The following is a 17,100-nucleotide window of genomic DNA, read 5'->3' as shown; positions in this document are numbered from 1 at the left end:
GCGGTCGCGATGATGGAACAGGCGGAGAGGAGACGCCGGTCCCATCGGGGGAACATTGCGGCCGCGCTGGCCAAGGGTGGAGCGACGCCGCCAGGGGGGCTTGACGGCGCCGCTCCGGTCCCGCGCGGCAGCCCTCGACCGTAGGGGCCTTGGCGAACAGACCTCCGGAAAGGACGGCTGTCGCGCGCGGGAACAGGGGAAAGCGATCGGCTCATGGCACCGGTATCCCGGCGCAGCAGATCACCTTTTCAAAGAGCATGAATTGGGCATTGTCTTTGCCCGGCGCGTGCTTGGCCGAGGACCAGAGTGAACCTGGCCGACCAATGTTCACGCACTTGCCGCCCTTCACAGGCTCCATGATCTGGAGCTTGTAGCGGCTCTTGGTCCAGACGGGCTGGGGGACGAAGGAGCAACCATCCGACGAGCTGATGGTGAGCGCGCCCAGGCGCCCCATCATGAAGACCCCGCGTGCTGCGAGTCCCGCCCAGGCCTCGACGCTGTCGTCGAAATGGATGTCGCCGGCGATCGGATAGGTGGCGCCCCAGCTCCCCATGCACCAGAAGAGCGGATCGATGACCTTGCCTGCGGCCGCCGCGGCGCTGTCGCCCATGCAGGCAAGGCCGGCGGCGGGGTTGCCGAACAATATGCCCTCGGGCTGGATGATCGCGCCTAACGTCCCCGACTGCCAGGTAGGCAAAACCTCGGTGATCATGGCGACATCGAAGCCGTCATTCTCGAGGCAGGGCAGGTCGGTGAACATGTCGAGCATCGCCCACACCGGCGAGATGTAATAGTGCATCTGCGCGAACATCTTGCGGGTGTTGGTGCCGTCCGAGATCGACGACTGACTGCCTTGCAGTTTGCCGCCGGTCGGCAGCAGATCTGCGCCCAAGGCCATCATGCAGCCTGGTTCGGTCACGACATCCACCATTCGGTTCGGCGACCAGTAGGAAACCTTGACCCCGAACCAGAACTGGATGCCCTTGCGACAGGCGCACAAGGGCTTGGAGGCCGATTGCGCGTCGAGCGCCTTGTCGAGCTTGTCGAAGCTGCCGACCCGAATGCCCCCGACCGTGATCGGAAAGATGCAGGTCCAGCGAACCTTGGTGATCGGATTGAAGACCGTGCCAGCCTCGCATTTGGAGGCATGGGCCTGGCTTGGCCAGGCAAGCGTCATGACAAGCCCGATGATCAGGCCAGCGACGAAGACAGGCAGACGTCCGATCATCGCATCGCTCCTTTTGGCGGAACGGCAGCGGCGCGGCTCTTGGGCCCATATTCGGTGAGAACGAGCCGTGTGCCGGACTGCTCGACGATGACCGGCGCCACCGTCAGCCCGAGCCGCTGCTTGACCCTTTCCTCCAGGATGTAGATCGGCCGGCCAGTCTTCTCGCTAAGATCGATCGCATCGCCATTTTGCGTGCCCAGCGCCGAGAGTAGAATGAAATCGCTGGTGCGGGCGTTGCGGAGCGCCCAGTCGAGTTCGCGCGGATGCACGACGACGAGGCGCTGGGGCAGCTTCACATAGGTCAGCGGGTTGAAGGTGAAGCCCTTGGGATAGAGCGTCTTGCCATCGGGCAAGGTGATGTCGAAATCGAGTGTATAGAAGGGGACGACGCTGCGAACCCGGTCGGCGCCGGCAATCCCAAGTGGCGCGGCCTTGAGCGCCGTCCACCTGTCGCGCGCGCCGAACGCCTTGCTCATGTCGCTCGGAAGCGTCGCGACCTTGGCTTCGATCTCGGCTAGCGCATCAGGTTCTGCGATCGGCCACGTCCGCCCGATCGTGCTACGCGACGGGGCAGTGCTGTTGATCGGTCCGGCTGCGCCGAATGCAGCTGCGACAGCCAGCAGATTGCCCGTGGCGAGCACCAGCAGTATCGGGCCGCGGCGAACACGACCGAGCAGCCTATCTGCCATGACGGTGCCTCCAATGCTGTTCGGGCGGCTCGGGAATGCCGATGAGCGCGGCGACGAAGGCTGAGAACGCCAGAGGTGTCAGGACCCAGATCAGCATGCCGGAGTCCCGGTCGAGCGCAGGGGACATCAGCAAGAGCGCGCTTTGGACCATCATGAGCAGAAAACCGCTGACCACGAGCCGGATCACCGACGGCGAGGGCGTGGAAGAGGTGAGGCCGTTCATTTGCCCCTCCACCGGCGCAGGCGGCTCATCAGCTTCGCGGTGCCCGCCGAGAGGCTCAGCAGCAGCAGGCCAGTCGCAAGGCACGATGCCGCCACGAGTAGCGAGGCGCGCAGCACCATCATGGTCGGCTGCTTGAGCAGGAGCCCCGCGACGAGAACCAGCAGGCCCATCATCACGGTTTCGATCATGACGAGCCGGAAACGCCACTGGAAGGATTCCGCCTCGAACCGCTCGGCGAGTCGTCGCTCCACGATTAATTCGATTGCTTCATTGTCGGACCAGTTGAGCGGCAACTGGTCAGGATGCGGTGTAAAGCGCGCCATGCCGATCACACTCCCACCAAACCGGGCGCAGCGGACGGGCCCAGGATTTGCGAGGGCTCGACGCCGGCCAGACGGCAAATGGCTTCGAGCGGCGAAAGACCCTGACGCATCAGCGCCTCGAAGGCGGCGACTTCGTCGGGAGCCGAAGTGTTGATCCAGTAGCTGAACGGATCGACCACGAGCCGCGCGATGCCGAGCCCAAGCGGCGAGTCGATGAACACCTCGCTGTAATTGGGTTTGGAATTGCGGACCGATTTCAGCAGGTCGAGAACGAACCCCGAATAATCGAGGATCTTGTTGTCGACCGCCCGGTCATAGGTCGAACCCTGAAGCAGGAACCGGGTCGCGGCATTCTCCAGGATCACCTGCCCCGTGCCGCCGAACAATGTCAGATCGTTCATCGACTGCAGCACAATGCCGAACGAGCCGCGATATTTGCGGGCGCGGCGATAGCCCTGCCCGAAGGCCTCGGCGAGGCGCGAGAGGTCCTGGCCGTCGGTGCGCGTCATGAACTGCGCGGCTTCGTCGCACAGCACGAAGCGGGGCTTGTCGCGCGCGGACAGATAGAGTTCCTGCGTGACCGCGTTCACCACAACCATGACGATGACGTTGAACAAATCGGGCATGGATTTGAGGCGCTCGAGTTCGAGCACCACAAATTCATCGTGGCGGATGTCCAGCGTCGAGGGGCCGTTGAAGTAATGGCCATAGGCGCCGCCAGACCCGAAATCGCGCAGGTTGAAGGCTAGCTCACGCGCAACAGGTACGAGATGGTCCACATGATCGAGCGCGGTCTCGACGAGCTCGGGATAGGTGCCGAGCCATTCGCGCACAGCATCGATGCCATGATCTGCGCGGCCCGTATCGATCGTCCACTGGACAGCGGACTTGAGGAGATTCCACTCCGAGGTGGTAACGCCCTTGCGGGTGGAGGCATTGGCCATCTCGGCGACGATCGCTACCGCCATGGTGATGGCCGACTGCTTGTCATCGCCGTCGAGAGCGAGGCCCATGTCAAAGGGATTGAGGACAAGATGCTCCTCTCCGATATCGATATAGCGGCCCGAGCAGAGCGTGCAGAGCTTGCGGTAGCTGCCGCCGATATCGATGATGCGGATGAGCGCGCCGCAGGCGAAATATTGCTGGCACAGATTGTTGAGCAGGAAGCTCTTGCCGGCACCGCTCTCGGCAGAGACGATGAAATTGTAATTGTTGATGCGCGGATCGAACAGATCGAGCGTGACGAGTTGGCCCTTGCGTCCGGTATAGAGCAGTGCAGGGCGGCCGCCGCCGCGAAAGTCGGTCTGGATGGGCGCCATCAGAACGGCCGCCTTCACCGGCATGCGGAAGTCGCGCTCGAGGAGCCTGAGCGTCGTGCGGTCAGGATAGAGGCCGAATGGCAGGCTCATCACCAGCAGCGTCGGGTTGAGATAGCTCTCCTCCTGCATCGAGAAGGGAAGCGGCTCCCCTTCCCATAGTCGCTTGGCGCGCGCGGCGAGATCACGGGCATGGGCGCGGTCGCGGCCGAACACCCAGATCGTCGGAATCACGCGGACGAACTTGCTGTTGCCCGCTTCGTCCAGGATCCAGCCGATCTCCTCGATCTGCTTGCCGACCTCGACGGCGAAGCTGCCGGCCGCCTTCTGCGCAGAGAGGATCTGCGCGCGCTTGTGGATCTCGAATTGCGAATGATCGAACAGGATGTTGAGCGTATAAAGAAACGGCCCGCCGATCTGGTCGCTGTCCTCGGACGCACCGCGCATGCCGCCCATGAGGCGGTTCGCCCGCTCAGCCGTGATGCGCCGCGCCGGCGCTTTCGGCGTCAGGCAGCGCGCGACCTGGTTGCCGAGGAACACCTCCGTACCGTCGAACACGAGATCCGGCCCCGCATCAATGATCTGCTTGCCGATCGGCGGCGCGCCCGTCGTAGTACCGCCAGCGAAGACGCCGGGGGCCGTATCTGCGACGCCGTTGAAGATGCGTCTGTAGAAGGCGACCAGATCCTCTGGCGGAAGCCGACGAATGCCGAGCTTTGCCAGTTGCTCCTCGACCTGCCGCCGAAGGTCCTCACCAAGTGGCCGGCGCGTCTTGATCGACAAAAGCGTACGGAAGTTGCGCACCGGGATTCCGTGGAGCGCCTTGAGCCCATGTCGCCCTTCGCTGAGATACGCATGAGTGTAACGTGCCGATGCCTGGATCAGCGGATCATCACGGGTCTTCAGATCGAGGAAGGCATCGAGCGCGTCGTCGATCAGCGGATCCGCGAAGGTGTGGATCTGCAGGACCGTCCCGTCCGGAAAATGGATGTTGAGTAGCCCCTGCAACGCGCCCTGGACATGCGCGAACATATAGGCGGTCGGTACCAGCTCCCAGGCATGGCCCCAGGTATCGTCGATGCACAGGAACGCTTCGCTATGTTCGTCCCAAGCGACCAGAGGGAGATAGTCAGAAAAACTATCCCGTCGGACGGCGCTCCGCAGCCGTGCATAAGAGAGGCCGCTCATGGCTGGGACTCCGGGGCGGGCGGGACGATCGCGGGTGCGGTAGGAACGGTGGCCTCCTGCGCCGTCTCACCATCGGGCGCGGCACCAGCGCGCACCTGACCAAGGATTGGTGCCTGTGACGCGCGATCAGGAGAGGCGACGAGCGCGCCGCCCACCACCCAGACCGGCTTGTCGATCACGGAATAGACATAGCGCGGCATATAGAGCCGGTCTGGGCGCTGGCGGTCAGCATAGGGGAGGATGAGCGTCCGAACGGTGCGCGCAGGCTTCAGCATTGGCGTGACCGGCGCTTCGATCAGCCCCTTGAGCTCCTGGTAGACGCTGTCGCGATAGCTGCCATAGGCATTGACTGCGGCGTTGCTGCCCGGTCTGCCGTTTGCTTTGCCCAGGTCCTGGCCACGCAGCATGGCGCGGTCGTTGGTGACCTTGGGATCCGATTTCGATGCGACGCCCGCGACGGCATCCTCATAGGCGCGGTCCGGATGGATGCACTGCCCATGGTCGCTGTTCTTGCAGTCGAACTTCTCCGAATAGGGCGACATTATCGATCCGACCGTCGCGCAGCCTCCGAGACTTGCGACCAGGCTGAGCGAAAGCAGCGAACGATGAAGAGCTTGATAGGCCAGCTTGGACATGGCGGGATCTCCTGAGGAATTGGACAAGCACATCAGAATTTGCTCCCGACCGACGGCTTGATCTCGAGGGCGAGCCCCTCCTGGATGACGACCACGACATCCTTGGCCGCGCCGACCTCCACCACCGGGCCAGCCTGGCGGGCGAGATCGAGATAGAAGTCCGTAAGCTTGTCGGAGGACTTGGAGAGGCCACCCGCGACGCCGGACTTGACCGCATCGCCTGCATCCAGGCTCCGCACACTGCCTAGCGCCGATGTCGACAGGCTGCCGAACGATCCTTCCACACTTTGCGAAATGCCGGCGATCGTGCCCGCGATGAAGGAACGGGCGAGCGTGGCGCCGGCGCGGGTCACGACCTTGCCGGACAGGCCCTTCTTGCCGTCGGCGTCGACGAAGAAGCCTTTGATCGCCTGGTCGACCACCGCGTGACTGTCGAAGTCCACGCAGGAGATCGACACAAGCTGGATCTCGACCCGCTCCTTCGCGAGGCTTCCCGTCGCGTTACCGATGACGAAGCAGCCGGCGAGATTGGCCTTGACCTCATTGGGGAGGACGGCGGGTGCCTGAACCCTGGCGATAATCGGCTCGGGATTACTGGTCGCGTCCCGGCTCGCCAGGGCGTCGATGCCGGTCAGCAGCCGCGCCTTCATGAAACCAGGTGGCAAATAGATCGTCCGCTTCCCTTTTTTTGAGGCGGCGCCGCTGCCAGCACCTCCTTCCGAGGCTTGCGTGGCTGTCGCCGCGCCGATCGCGCCGACCTGCCGCTGCGTAGGCGGAGCGGGAGGCGCCGGCGGTGCAGCGGGAGCAGCAGGCGGAGTAGGGATTTCGTCGGCCGCGCCCCTGGCCCCGGGCGGCGCTGGCGGATAAGCTGGAGCCTCGCCGGGTATGGCCGGCGGCAAATCGCCACCATCTCCGGCAGCGGCCATATGAGAGCCGCCACCTGCGCCGGGAACCACTTTGCCTTCCTCAATCGCGGTGACCCGGTCGCCGAGCAGGGTCTGTCCGTCGAGAATCTTCTGGAGATCGCCGCGGAGCTTCACTTCGAGGCTGTCGCCGCGAAGGCCAGCGCCCATATCGAGGTTCGAGGCTTGGGGCGCCTTGGGCGCTTCCTTGTTGCCGCTGGTACTCGCGGTGTAGAGGCCGAGGCCGAGCAGCGCGATCGTGGAGACAACGCCGAATTGCTTGGCGCGCAGCTTTTGGTCGGAGGTCAGCTTCGACCATTGCGCGGGTAGATCCAACAGGGCCGGTCGCGCGATAACGCTCTCGTCGCTATCGTCGACGGGGTGGCTCGGGGCCGTTGGCGGCGTCGCCGGTCGGCTATCGTCAGGCGTCGTCATTGCTGGACACTCCGGCGGACGATGATCAGCCGCGCGGTCTCGTTGGGACCCAGGGTCAGCCGGTCGATCGTGATGGCAAAGATGTCGGCGCCAAGCGCGGAATCGAGGAAATAGCGCTCATCGAGCGCGGTGGCGGCACTGGCACGGACCAGATATTCGCTGACCGACAGACCAGCCCCCTCGACTTCGAGCCGCCGCCGTTCGGTAAGCGTCGCTGTAGGCAGGTCCGCAAGGATCAATCGGTCGTGCGAGGGTGCTACCTCGGAGAAGGAGGCCGGCACCCTGTCTTGCAGGATCGCGAGCACGATTCCGACCGCACGCTCTTCCTCGACAAGTGGTCCAAGCAGGGCGTCATTGGCCCGGGCGCGCTGGGCGCCCCCAGGGACGAGCGTGACGGTCTGGGCCGGTATGTCGGCGGGCTCGGCATAGAGCGGATAGATCGCGCCGTTGCACGAGACGAAGAATTCCGATGGCGTCGTCACATAGCTGTGCGTCTTGGCACCAGTTCCCGGAATATTTGGGTCCTCGGTCTCGAGGACAAGGAACTTGATCCACGCATCCGAGCCGCCGCGTTCAACAGCGAGGCCCTTCTCGGCCGAGAATTTGACGTCATCGATGTCGCCGCCCACGCACACGACGTGATTGACGTCATGGTTGGAAAGGCGGATTCGGCTCGTCTGGTCAGGCAGCGCCGCGATCGACTGGGCGAAAGCGGGTACACTTGCGGGCAGGGACGCAACGAGGGCTCCGGCGAGGCAGGCGAGCCTCGCGCGCTTAACGGATATCGGCACTGAAATTCTCCTCCTGGAGCGTAGTCAGCCAGAAGCGGCCATTTTCGAGCGCGTATCGGATGCGCAGATTGCCGCGGAACTTGCGGATCACGCCGCCAATCACCCTGACCTTCTCGACAGGCACAAGGATCTCGCTGCCCGTCCAGGTGACGGGCTGGTCGCCGCGGATATAGGTCGCGATCGACAGCGTCGGATTGTTGCCGAGCTCATCGAGCAGCCTGTTCAGGCTGTCGCGAAGACCGTTGTAGGCGCTGGGATGCGCGATCCGCAGCAGCTCCTGAAACTGACGATCCGCCGAATAAGCGGAATAGGTGCCGGCGAGACCCACGATGTTGAAGGTGATCGAGCGCAGATAAGCCGCGGAAGGCTTGTTGCCTGTCACATAGAGGTCGCCGTCCGCGCCGAATGGCACGATCACGGTGCGCGTGTTCTGGTGCGAGGTGTAGATGACGGTACCGAGGACGGCGGTAATCCCGAACAGGCCCGCGATCGCGACCTTCAGCAGCCGGTTCTCCTCGAAAAGGTTAGCCGAGCCCTGCAGATAGCGGTGCAGGTGCCAGCTCGGCCTCGTGTCGCCGATCATGTCGGGTTGGCGCTTGCGCCTGAAGGGATGAGCCATCTCGCCTACTCGAAGAAGCGGGTCTGGGTCGGACCCGGATAGTTGCGGAAGCGGGCGAGGCCCCAGCGCCAGGCCAGATGCGGGATGAATCCGCGTGGCTTGGTCCGCTTCCAGGGAATGAAAAGAAGAAGAGCGCCGATGAGCAGCCAGCCGATGATCCCGCCGACGATGACCGCGACAAAGATCACGCTCATCACGACTATGAATTCCTGACTGTCGAACCAGAGGATCTGGACCGGCCGATGCAGGAATTGCGGCAGACGTTCGTCCACGCTCTTCTCCCTTGCTTCACCACGCCGCTGGGCGTGGGTTGCGGAAGGCGACCACCGCCTCCCGTTCCGGTGGCCCGACGCCGGTCTATCCGGCGCCTGGCCAGACTTTCAGATCAGCATGCCGAAGGTCTGGAGGATCGAATCCGCCTTGATGAGGCAGACCGCCGCCACGATCGTCGGGATGCCGATCATGATGTTGGAGAAGAGCCGCGAGACGCCGAACAGGAAGGCGGCAACGCCGCCCACGAAGCCGAGCGGACCCTTGACGCCCTGGTTCACGACGATGTCGTAGATGTCGTAACCAAGGTCGCCAGCAGCCGGCGCCTGGAAGGCGTAGGCGACGCTCGTTCCGGCGATCGCGGCCAGGAGGAAAAGGACCGCCGCGTCGATCGTGCGGAACGTCCTTCCCCGAAGCAAAGTCAACATATGCAGTCTCCTTGTCGTGGTTAGGAGCCGTCCCGATCATGCTTGCCGGCACCGACGAATGATCGTTTCCGGCCGACGAGGCGCTGGACGGCTCCCGGAGCCACGTCCTCGCCGGCATTCCGGTCCTCGCGGGCACTTCTGGAGCGCACGCAGGCGAGGTCCGCCAAATCTCTGAAATGCTGCTCAGGGGCTGGCCTTGGCCTTCTTGCCGCTTGCTTCGATGAAAGCCTCAAGCTCCGCCTGCTGGAAGCCGGATACGAGCTTGCCGTCGACGAAGAGCGTCGGCGTGCCCGAGACGCCCATCTTGCGGACCGTCTCTGCATCGCGGGCCACCTTCTCGGCGCCGGCCCGGCATTTGTGCAGTACCGCGGGTCGCTCGCCGGCATAGACCGACTTGAAGGTCGCCTCGCGGTCGGGGGAACAGAGGATGTGTTCAGCCTTCGCTGCCGCCTGCGGGTGAATGCCGCTCACGAAATAGACGAGCCTCTGGACCGGTTTTCCTTCCGCTTCCTTTGCCAGCCAGAATCGCTCCAGCGCCTGGCAGTAGGGGCAATCGGGATCGGTGAACTCGATGACCTTGGGCGCCCCCGCAGGACCAATGACCAATGCATCCGCCGGATTGATGGCGCCGAGGCGCTTCCTCGCACTCGCGTCTTGGGTAAGGGCCGTCAGATTGACGCCATTCTTGTCGTAGATCGCGGCGAACAGAAGATGCTGACTCTCGGGCGCGAAATAGATGACTCGTCCGCCAGCAATGGCCTGATATATTGGTCCTCTGACAGGCGCCGGACCAAAGTCCTCGAACGTCAGATTGGTGAAGGTCTGGCGCAACTGACGCTGAGCCTCCTCGGCTGCGGCCGTGAGCGGCTCGCTGCCGCTATCCTGGGCGTGCGCAGGCGCAGTCGCGCAGATCAGCGCTGCCGCGATCAGCTTAGCGCTGCGGGACATGATGGGACTCCGGACGAACGAGGGAGGTGCGCGCGAAAAGTCGGCCGTCGAGGGTGAGCGAGTTGCCGATCTTGATCGCCGTCGATGTGGTGGGAACAACGGGCTGTTCGGGCTTTTCGCGGATCGAGAAGCCGGAATCGCTCTGAACGACGGCGAGTTGGGCGCTTCGGGCGCAAGGATAGGCTTCAGCGTCCGGCCGGTAGGTCTGGGCGCAGGCAGGTCCCGCGGCGATGCCGAGCAAGATTGCTCCGGCACGCATCGGGATTGAGCATGGGATGTCCATGGCACACGTCTCCTCGTGGCGCCACGAGGCGCTCGGGTTTGGGGTTTGGATAAACCGGGCAGGATGGCCTGGACTTGGGTCCTTGCGGCCGCCGATCCGGTGCGCCCCAAGACATGACGATCAGAAATGACAGCCGCAACAGGGAGGGCACTGAAGTGCCGAAGCGGCGAAACAAAGCACTATTCAGATGAAAGCGGCTAAATGATCTCAAAGAGCGTTGGAAAGATCAGTTTTGGGCAAAAGCGGCACTATAATGCCGCTTTTGCCTCCACTCGCCGTGGAAATGCACCCGCTCGCGCTTGTCGGCGGGTGACAAGAACATAGCTGAGGCAGGAGAAGGAGTGATGGCTCGAGCTAGACGCAGCTTCAAGCTCCGGCTTTCACCGGCCGGACTGGACGTACTCATCGACTCCCATTGCCATCTGATTCGCATTACGCGCTCGCTGATAGCCTGGGGTACGACGCTGCATGTGGCGGTAGAACATCTTGCGACGCTGTCTACCGCCGAAATCGTCGACCAGTTGAACACTTTGGAGTTTGGATGCCTCGGTGGCGGGGAGGAGCATCATGTCGGGGCATCACATCGTCTCTGGGATGTCGCCACTCGAATAACCGAGCGGGTCCAGGAAAGTTTGCCTGGCACACGTCAACCCAACCTGGGGACCATCTACATCGTAGCGCTCATGCAAATCCCCAAAGCGGACCAAATGGACCTTATGAACGCTTTTGAGCGCGCGTTGCAGTCGGGGGCGCGCAGCCCCGCTTCGCGCGATGCCAATGATCTTGTTGGGTAAATGCAGACATTTTGGCCGAGGTTGTATATTGACGTTGGTGGTAAGTACACCATAGGGTTCGACTTACGGAATTGCCTTGGCGGGCGGTATCTCCCGTAAGGAGACACGGACATGTCGCACTATTTAGCGACTTCCGTTGCTGAAAGTCCAATCCTGTACGTCAAAGTGCAGTCCGGGCGACAAATTGAAGAGGCACGGAAGAAGAGGCGCCTGACGCAACGCGATTTGGCGCGAGAGCTTGGTATGGGTGTACGCTGGCTTCGCGAGATCGAAGGCGGCAATCCCCGCTCGCGGCTAGACGATCACCTCATCTGTGCCTACCGGCTTGGTTTGTCGACCGGCCATATCCTGATACCGCTGCTATTTGCGGGCCAGAAAATGTCCTTTCCTCGCCAGTTGGCAACAGGTGATCTCAGCGAGCTTGAGCGGATGTGCATCGAGCTCATCGCTCAGCGCAACCTCGACCATCTGACACAGGCTTTGACGCCAGCCTGGTCCGCCGTGGCTGTTCCAAGGGTTACCGGCCTATGATGTCGGCGATGGATCCTCCACTTCAGGAGATCGTCTACAGATCACTGAAGGAAGATTACGCTGCGGGCGTATTTTCCCCAGGACGCCGGCTCGATGTGCAAGAGATTGCAGACCGATATCGTGCAAGCAAAACGCCTGCGCGGGAAGCCCTCTGTCGGTTGATGGGCGAGGGATTGATTGAGCCGCATCCCGACGGTGGTCTTCGATTACCTATGTATAGTGGTGAAAGGCTGGCGGAACTATATGCGTGGAATATGAGCCTTCTCATGGGTTTGGTTCACGAAGTCAGACTATCAGCGTTGAAACGAGCAATTGAAGAGGCTACCCCGCAGAATCTGCAACGGACACCCGTAGAAATCTCGCACGCGGTGGGCTCGTTATTTCTCTCCCTTGCATCGGCGACGGGCAATGAGTTTGCGATCTTGTCCGTCAGCAACCTGAATGAACGGCTCCATTATGTCCGAATCGGCGAAATTCAAGATCTCCGCGACGCCGCGAAAGAGGTCAGAATTTTGACAAATATTTCGGTGACGGATCTCCAGAAGAGCATGCGGCGCAGGCTTGAGGCTTATCATATGCGGAGAATTGACCGGCAAAAGTCCGCTCTCGGATAATCGGTAGAGCGTCGGTTTGTAGGAAATCATTTTATAATCAATAGATTGGATAATTTATCGCGCTTTGGAATGTGAATCATGTGTATTTCCAGCCATCTTGTCGGGGTATATTTTGGGAGATCGCTCAGAGATCAATTTATCCTCCTTCAGTCGCAAATCAGTGCGGCAAATGAAGAGGAATGAACCATGCAACGGAAGAACGACAAGCGGGACGTGAAGCGCCTCGATCTCGGCGGGGTCATGCAGCAGACCAAGGGCGGCGCCATGTCGGTCAACGACAACCAGAACGGGCTTCGTCCGATCTTCGGCGGTCTCACCGCCGACTGACCAGGATGCCTCGGAACGTCCGTTAGGTTGATCGCTGCGGACGTTCCCTTCTGTATGGGAAATTAGCGATGGACCTTTACATCAAACCTGGATTGCACTTTTGCACGGTTGATGGTCGGACCATCTTTCTTGATGAGGATACGAGCCGGTATTTTTGCATTCCTGAGGATGTCGATCGAGCATTTCAACGCATGATCTTGGCGGGCGGAAAACGTGGCGGGAGCTCTGATGACGCCTTGATCGCCGACCTGATGTCCTTGGAGATAATCCAAGGCGAACATGCCAGGAGAAGCGGACTGACGACACCCGATTCTTTCGTCGAGCCGAATGGCGATCTTGGTCGGCTTTCCATCCATGATGCACCAGTGATTGAAATTGCTGCAGCCCTCTTCGAACGGCTGCGCTCAAAGCGGATCGCGACACGCCAAGCGATAGCTGACGTTCGACGCCTGATTGCGCAAGAGCGCCTGCGGTTCGCCCCCCGACGTTCAGCGTGTATTCCGACCTCGAACCTTGCCGTGTCAGCGGCCTTCGAGGTCAGCGATTTTGTCTTTGGCCGCAATGATCGTTGCCTCCCGCGGGCGATTGCGATCATCAGACGGTGCTTGCGTGTGGGTCACAATCCCTCCCTGGTGATCGGTGTGCGGATCAACCCGTTCACCGCCCACTGTTGGGTGCAGCAAGGTTCGGTCGTTGTTGGCGATTCAATCGACATCACGCGGATATACACCCCGATATGCGCGCTGTGAGCGCTCCGCGATTTCTGATTGATCGGGCTATTCCCGACCGGAGGCGGGTCGAGAAAGCAGCGGAACGCTTCGGGCTCGAATTATGCTTCGATGCATGTGGAGTCCGGGCTTTCGTGTCGCCCGGCTACGCCATTCGCCTTGGTGGCGATCGTGGCGTAATTCTCGGGACACTCTTCGACCGCCACGGTCCACCAGAACCCATAGGCGAAATGAAAATGGATCAGCAGAAGCTGATCTCTGCTAGAGGCGAGCGAGCCCTCCTCGAGAACTATTGGGGATCCTATTGTTTTCTCTTAAGTGATGGCACTGTTTTCAACATTATGCGCGATCCTTCTGGCGGGCTGCCGGTCTACCATTCGGGCGCTGCTGGTTCCTGCGTGATAGGCTCCGATCCCGAGATCATTGCCGCCACTGGACATTGGAAACCCGCAGTATCGTGGGAAGACTTAGCGATCCACCTCTACACACGGGGGCTACCAGGCCCTGTGACGCCACTTAAGGGGTTGGCTGAGCTGCTGCCTGGCACTGCGTGCAACATCTGCGAAACCTCGATGAGCGTGGAAGAGTTGTGGTCTCCCTGGGATCATACACAGTTGGGATCCGTATCCGATATCTCCGACCAGGCAGAAATCCTCCAACGAACTATCCAGAACGTGGTTTCGTCATGGTCTTCGAGATATCCCTCAATCCTGATTGGTGTTTCTGGGGGACTAGATTCATCCATCGTCGCGGCCAGTATCCCAACTCGACGTACGGAAGTTGTGGGTGTTACCCTCGTTACCGACGATCCAGATGGCGATGAAAGGCTCTTCACGAGATATCTCGGGTGTGAGATTGGGCTAGAGATTCTCGAGATACATTATGATCCGGCCGATATAGATCTCGCCACTTCATGCGTTGCCCACCTTGCCCGTCCGCTTGGGCGAAGCCACGCCTTGGCGTATGATCGCGCGATACATCGTGTAGCTCACGAGCGACGCATCGACGCGTTTTTCAGTGGAAACGGTGGCGACAATATATTCTACTATACCCAATCCGCAAATCCCATCGCTGATAGGCTTCTCGTTGACGGCATAGGTATCGGTGCCCTTCAGACGGGGCGCGACGTCTGCCGATTGACGGGGTGCACGCCTGTCGAAGCTGCTGCAGCAACGATTAGATCGATCCACGAGCGAGGAAAAGGATACCAATGGCGACCTGATTCTCGCTTCTTACATGCCGATCTGGTGGCTCGCCTTGCCACAAAACCAGTGAAGCATCCGTGGCTATCGGATGGTCGCGCGCGCCTGCCGGGAAAGGCAGCGCACATTGCCGCCATGTTGAGAATACAATCGGGTCTGGAGGGGTATGACCGTCGGCATCCAGCGATGATCAACCCGCTTATGAGTCAGCCAGTTCTTGAGACGTGCCTTGCCGTGCCGTCCTGGGCCTGGGTTGAAGGAGGAAGAGATAGGGCGTTGGCTCGACGCGCCTTCAGGCGCATCCTGCCCAGTCGGATATTGGAGAGGCGATCTAAGGGCGGTCCTGATGGCTTCGCGAACCAGATTATAACCTTACATCGAGCCGAGATTCTCGAGCGGCTGACCAGCGGCCATCTAGCGCGCCAGAAGATCATTGACTGCGATGAAATCGTCTCGGCTCTCTCCAAAGATCAACCGACCATGGGAGCGGATCAGGCGCGCCTGTTGTCCTTGATCGATACCGAAGCCTGGGTGTCTCACTGGAGCCCATAGCAGCCCTTTTCATCAGAGTCAGATGGTGATGTGGGAATCCATCTGCGAAGCCATTCCAGCTGCCGCCTCGCGCTATCGAGCCGAAGCGCCGGCTCAAGAATCTGATGGGCGGTTCTTGGATAGATCGCAAGCTCGACGGGCGCCGAGCCACGGGTATTGCCGGTACGGAAAAACTTCAGACAATCAGTGGGGCCCAGACTGTTCTCTCCGCATTCCAGGAGTACAGGGGTTTGAAGCGCGTCGATTGAAAGCAGGGGCGACTGCGATAGAAGCCGTTCCTTCTCACCGATGTCATAGGGGTTTCCAAAACCCATGTTGGCGTAGGCTGCTTGTTGGTTTGGTCCGCCATATTCCAGCAACGCCCTGCTGTAGAAATCGACAACGCCTTCCATTGCTATGGTCGCTCGAAACGCATGCACGTGGCTGGCTGCATAAGCGGTAAGGATTCCGCCATAGCTGAAGCCAGCTAAAGCCATTCGGGATCGAGGAGTGCCGAGCCCTTTTGTCGCATAATCGACCCCTCCCAGGACATCCTCCAGCGGGCCTTCCACATAATCCTTCCGGTCGCGGATCGCGGCTTCAAAATCACGTCCATATCCGCCGCGCCCTCTCGTGTTGGGGATCAATATAGAAAAGCCGTTCATAAGAGGGCCATAGGGAAGAAAGGGGGCGTCATCATTATAGCTATCCGGTGTAACCATGGCCGGCCCGCCTGGGACGGAAACGAGCAATGCCTGATCTGCTTGGCGACCGACTGTCCGGATGAGCACGCCGCTTATCAGGTAATCGCCGTCCTTGCTTTGCCATGATACCGCCTCAGTGCGCCAAGGAAGGCGCGGGCCGCCCGGCTGAAGGATCAGCGCTTTTGGCGACCATAAATTCCCGGCCGTCGTGATGACTTCCCCGGGATTTTCGAGGCTGTGCCGGGTCATGAGCAGCGAACCACCAGCCCCGATTTTGCTTCCGCCGAAGCAATTTAATGACTGCCGCCCTAGGATCGCCGCTGTTCCCCGAATGGCATCAACCTTGAAGACCGGACATTCCATCTGACGCATGGCGACATAGGTGAGATGTTCGGCGTCGATCCAGGTCGGAAGATAGGGAGAACCTGTCGTCTCGTCCGGTTTCGATACGATCACCTGCTCGTGGCCGGAACTGCTCTGAATGACCAGTTGCAAGCCGCCTTTCAGCAAGTCTCGGCGCTCGGAGGTCAGATAGGCTATCCTTCTTCCATCAGGAGACCAGCGCGGGTCAAGATTGGGCCCCGGTCGGTCAGACAGGACCTTGATCGCACTAGTGACGAGATCCCAGACATAAATGTTCGGCCCGGCAGGGCTCGACCTATCCGCTCCCGATAGCTGCGCGCTGAACGCAATTTTCTGGCCATCGGGCGACCAGGAAAAATCGGCATCAAGCCCGACAAGATCATAGGCAATCGGCACCTCGCCGACGACGGCACCGTTTGATGAATCAAGGATCGCGACACTTTGACGGGGCGTGCTTCGGCTCGAGCCATCCCAATCCAGTGATGGTTGAAAGGCGGTGCGTCGCAGACCGGCTTGGGCAGTCGTGGCCAGTACGGCCAATGACTTCCCATCTGGAGACCAGCGCAAATCTGCAATGGCCGCATTTTCCAGGCTGAATGCTCGGGATCGATTATCCGACAGATCGAAGACTGTAACGCCAGCCGGGACCTTCCCCCCAAGAACTGCAACGCGAGTTCCATCTGGATTGAACGAGGGGCTTGGCAACCGCAAATTAGCTCCGTCACGGGCGGTCTGGAGCACGCTTACGAAATGTCGTTTGAGACCGTCCTTCAGGTCGATCGTCCACAATCCGTCGGTGATCGAATTGTCGGCAACGTTCGCAGATCGCTCAACATAAATCAGGTACTTGCCATCTCGCGATACATCGAACTGTGGCCGTTCCATCCACGAGCCTGGTATGCGCGGACGCTCAATGGCGTAGGCCGTAAGCCGTTCGAAGCAGGAATTGTCACGGGGCATGGCGGCCGAGCCTGAATATGGCACCAGGCACACCAGCGCGAGCAGATGGATTGCCTTGTTCATGGCGT

Annotated in this window: 20 protein-coding genes; 6 read left to right on the top strand and 14 right to left on the bottom strand. The window is 60.8% G+C overall.

The features are described 5' to 3' along the window. Positions 1 to 211 precede the first annotated feature (211 nt). The 13 genes from SPHME3_RS0114330 to SPHME3_RS0114270 all read right to left on the bottom strand — a co-directional run bounded on the left by SPHME3_RS0114330 (position 212) and on the right by SPHME3_RS0114270 (position 10,236). Positions 212 to 1,228 carry a TraU family protein gene (locus SPHME3_RS0114330; protein WP_018250909.1) on the bottom strand — a complete coding sequence of 339 codons (1,017 nt, stop codon included), beginning with the start codon at positions 1,226 to 1,228 and terminating at the stop codon, positions 212 to 214. Then, positions 1,225 to 1,917: a hypothetical protein gene (locus tag SPHME3_RS0114325; RefSeq protein WP_020493494.1), complete on the bottom strand. Its 693-nt coding sequence runs from the start codon at positions 1,915 to 1,917 to the stop codon at positions 1,225 to 1,227. Before SPHME3_RS0114325 ends, SPHME3_RS0114330 begins: the two co-directional genes overlap by 4 nt. Further along, entirely contained in the window at positions 1,907 to 2,140 is a 234-nt protein-coding gene (locus SPHME3_RS0114320) for a hypothetical protein (RefSeq protein WP_018250907.1), read from the bottom strand. The genes SPHME3_RS0114325 and SPHME3_RS0114320 overlap by 11 nt, the downstream gene beginning before the upstream one ends. Next, positions 2,137 to 2,463: a hypothetical protein gene (locus SPHME3_RS0114315; RefSeq protein WP_026189095.1), complete on the bottom strand. Its 327-nt coding sequence runs from the start codon at positions 2,461 to 2,463 to the stop codon at positions 2,137 to 2,139. The genes SPHME3_RS0114320 and SPHME3_RS0114315 overlap by 4 nt, the downstream gene beginning before the upstream one ends. 5 nt (positions 2,464 to 2,468) lie before the next feature. After that, entirely contained in the window at positions 2,469 to 4,967 is a 2,499-nt protein-coding gene (locus tag SPHME3_RS0114310) for a TraC family protein (RefSeq protein WP_018250905.1), read from the bottom strand. Then, the gene (locus tag SPHME3_RS0114305; RefSeq protein ID WP_018250904.1) at positions 4,964 to 5,602 is read right to left on the bottom strand and encodes a TraV family lipoprotein; all 639 of its coding nucleotides are present in this window, start codon (positions 5,600 to 5,602) and stop codon (positions 4,964 to 4,966) included. The genes SPHME3_RS0114310 and SPHME3_RS0114305 overlap by 4 nt, the downstream gene beginning before the upstream one ends. A gap of 32 nt (positions 5,603 to 5,634) precedes the next feature. Then, on the bottom strand, positions 5,635 to 6,939 hold the full coding sequence (locus tag SPHME3_RS0114300) for a TraB/VirB10 family protein (RefSeq protein ID WP_026189094.1): 1,305 nt from the start codon (positions 6,937 to 6,939) through the stop codon (positions 5,635 to 5,637). Beyond that, positions 6,936 to 7,730: a type-F conjugative transfer system secretin TraK gene (locus SPHME3_RS0114295; protein ID WP_026189093.1), complete on the bottom strand. Its 795-nt coding sequence runs from the start codon at positions 7,728 to 7,730 to the stop codon at positions 6,936 to 6,938. Before SPHME3_RS0114295 ends, SPHME3_RS0114300 begins: the two co-directional genes overlap by 4 nt. Further along, positions 7,714 to 8,313, bottom strand: a complete 600-nt coding sequence (locus SPHME3_RS0114290) for a TraE/TraK family type IV conjugative transfer system protein (RefSeq protein ID WP_018250900.1) — start codon at positions 8,311 to 8,313, stop codon at positions 7,714 to 7,716. The genes SPHME3_RS0114295 and SPHME3_RS0114290 overlap by 17 nt, the downstream gene beginning before the upstream one ends. 41 nt (positions 8,314 to 8,354) lie before the next feature. Then, positions 8,355 to 8,621, bottom strand: a complete 267-nt coding sequence (locus SPHME3_RS0114285) for a type IV conjugative transfer system protein TraL (protein ID WP_018250899.1) — start codon at positions 8,619 to 8,621, stop codon at positions 8,355 to 8,357. Positions 8,622 to 8,729: 108 nt separating this feature from the next. After that, a complete protein-coding gene (locus SPHME3_RS0114280) occupies positions 8,730 to 9,047 on the bottom strand; it encodes a hypothetical protein (protein WP_018250898.1) in 318 nt (105 codons plus the stop codon). A gap of 183 nt (positions 9,048 to 9,230) precedes the next feature. Further along, the gene (locus tag SPHME3_RS0114275) at positions 9,231 to 9,995 is read right to left on the bottom strand and encodes a DsbC family protein (protein ID WP_018250897.1); all 765 of its coding nucleotides are present in this window, start codon (positions 9,993 to 9,995) and stop codon (positions 9,231 to 9,233) included. Beyond that, entirely contained in the window at positions 9,979 to 10,236 is a 258-nt protein-coding gene (locus tag SPHME3_RS0114270) for a hypothetical protein (protein WP_196801623.1), read from the bottom strand. Before SPHME3_RS0114270 ends, SPHME3_RS0114275 begins: the two co-directional genes overlap by 17 nt. A gap of 386 nt (positions 10,237 to 10,622) precedes the next feature. Between SPHME3_RS0114270 and SPHME3_RS20130 the strand changes: the two genes are divergently transcribed. From SPHME3_RS20130 to SPHME3_RS20765, 6 genes are all read left to right on the top strand, one after another. Then, complete coding sequence (locus tag SPHME3_RS20130; protein WP_018250895.1) at positions 10,623 to 11,072, top strand: hypothetical protein; 450 nt, start codon at positions 10,623 to 10,625, stop codon at positions 11,070 to 11,072. A 111-nt stretch (positions 11,073 to 11,183) separates the two neighbouring features. Next, on the top strand, positions 11,184 to 11,603 hold the full coding sequence (locus SPHME3_RS0114260) for a helix-turn-helix domain-containing protein (protein ID WP_196801622.1): 420 nt from the start codon (positions 11,184 to 11,186) through the stop codon (positions 11,601 to 11,603). Further along, positions 11,600 to 12,217 (top strand): GntR family transcriptional regulator, encoded by a 618-nt coding sequence (locus SPHME3_RS0114255; protein ID WP_081614861.1) that lies wholly within the window; start codon positions 11,600 to 11,602, stop codon positions 12,215 to 12,217. The genes SPHME3_RS0114260 and SPHME3_RS0114255 overlap by 4 nt, the downstream gene beginning before the upstream one ends. A gap of 186 nt (positions 12,218 to 12,403) precedes the next feature. Then, a complete protein-coding gene (locus SPHME3_RS21100) occupies positions 12,404 to 12,544 on the top strand; it encodes a hypothetical protein (RefSeq protein ID WP_018250892.1) in 141 nt (46 codons plus the stop codon). Between the two features lie 68 nt (positions 12,545 to 12,612). Further along, positions 12,613 to 13,293 (top strand): lasso peptide biosynthesis B2 protein, encoded by a 681-nt coding sequence (locus SPHME3_RS0114245; RefSeq protein ID WP_026189090.1) that lies wholly within the window; start codon positions 12,613 to 12,615, stop codon positions 13,291 to 13,293. Further along, positions 13,290 to 15,026: an asparagine synthase-related protein gene (locus tag SPHME3_RS20765; protein WP_231376758.1), complete on the top strand. Its 1,737-nt coding sequence runs from the start codon at positions 13,290 to 13,292 to the stop codon at positions 15,024 to 15,026. Before SPHME3_RS0114245 ends, SPHME3_RS20765 begins: the two co-directional genes overlap by 4 nt. Here the strand turns inward: SPHME3_RS20765 and SPHME3_RS20760 are convergent. Then, on the bottom strand, positions 15,011 to 17,095 hold the full coding sequence (locus SPHME3_RS20760) for a prolyl oligopeptidase family serine peptidase (protein WP_081614859.1): 2,085 nt from the start codon (positions 17,093 to 17,095) through the stop codon (positions 15,011 to 15,013). The two genes, SPHME3_RS20765 and SPHME3_RS20760, sit on opposite strands and share 16 nt — an antisense overlap. Positions 17,096 to 17,100: the final 5 nt, after the last annotated feature.

The sequence above is a fragment of the Sphingomonas melonis DAPP-PG 224 genome (assembly GCF_000379045.1).
Taxonomy (GTDB): domain Bacteria; phylum Pseudomonadota; class Alphaproteobacteria; order Sphingomonadales; family Sphingomonadaceae; genus Sphingomonas; species Sphingomonas aquatilis.
The sequence above is the reverse complement of the archived record's forward strand: the minus strand, read 5'-3'. Positions and strand labels throughout refer to the sequence as shown.

Excerpts from the sequence above, each read along its gene's own strand:
- SPHME3_RS0114275 (WP_018250897.1), bottom strand. The coding sequence starts at position 9,995 with ATGTCCCGCAGCGCTAAGCTGATCGCGGCAGCGCTGATCTGCGCGACT.
- SPHME3_RS20130 (WP_018250895.1), top strand. The coding sequence starts at position 10,623 with ATGGCTCGAGCTAGACGCAGCTTCAAGCTCCGGCTTTCACCGGCCGGA.
- SPHME3_RS20760 (WP_081614859.1), bottom strand. The coding sequence starts at position 17,095 with ATGAACAAGGCAATCCATCTGCTCGCGCTGGTGTGCCTGGTGCCATAT.
- SPHME3_RS0114245 (WP_026189090.1), top strand. The coding sequence starts at position 12,613 with ATGGACCTTTACATCAAACCTGGATTGCACTTTTGCACGGTTGATGGT.
- SPHME3_RS0114325 (WP_020493494.1), bottom strand. The coding sequence starts at position 1,917 with ATGGCAGATAGGCTGCTCGGTCGTGTTCGCCGCGGCCCGATACTGCTG.
- SPHME3_RS21100 (WP_018250892.1), top strand. The coding sequence starts at position 12,404 with ATGCAACGGAAGAACGACAAGCGGGACGTGAAGCGCCTCGATCTCGGC.
- SPHME3_RS0114320 (WP_018250907.1), bottom strand. The coding sequence starts at position 2,140 with ATGAACGGCCTCACCTCTTCCACGCCCTCGCCGTCGGTGATCCGGCTC.
- SPHME3_RS0114310 (WP_018250905.1), bottom strand. The coding sequence starts at position 4,967 with ATGAGCGGCCTCTCTTATGCACGGCTGCGGAGCGCCGTCCGACGGGAT.
- SPHME3_RS0114330 (WP_018250909.1), bottom strand. The coding sequence starts at position 1,228 with ATGATCGGACGTCTGCCTGTCTTCGTCGCTGGCCTGATCATCGGGCTT.
- SPHME3_RS0114280 (WP_018250898.1), bottom strand. The coding sequence starts at position 9,047 with ATGTTGACTTTGCTTCGGGGAAGGACGTTCCGCACGATCGACGCGGCG.
- SPHME3_RS0114305 (WP_018250904.1), bottom strand. The coding sequence starts at position 5,602 with ATGTCCAAGCTGGCCTATCAAGCTCTTCATCGTTCGCTGCTTTCGCTC.
- SPHME3_RS0114300 (WP_026189094.1), bottom strand. The coding sequence starts at position 6,939 with ATGACGACGCCTGACGATAGCCGACCGGCGACGCCGCCAACGGCCCCG.
- SPHME3_RS0114255 (WP_081614861.1), top strand. The coding sequence starts at position 11,600 with ATGATGTCGGCGATGGATCCTCCACTTCAGGAGATCGTCTACAGATCA.
- SPHME3_RS0114290 (WP_018250900.1), bottom strand. The coding sequence starts at position 8,313 with ATGATCGGCGACACGAGGCCGAGCTGGCACCTGCACCGCTATCTGCAG.
- SPHME3_RS0114315 (WP_026189095.1), bottom strand. The coding sequence starts at position 2,463 with ATGGCGCGCTTTACACCGCATCCTGACCAGTTGCCGCTCAACTGGTCC.
- SPHME3_RS0114260 (WP_196801622.1), top strand. The coding sequence starts at position 11,184 with ATGTCGCACTATTTAGCGACTTCCGTTGCTGAAAGTCCAATCCTGTAC.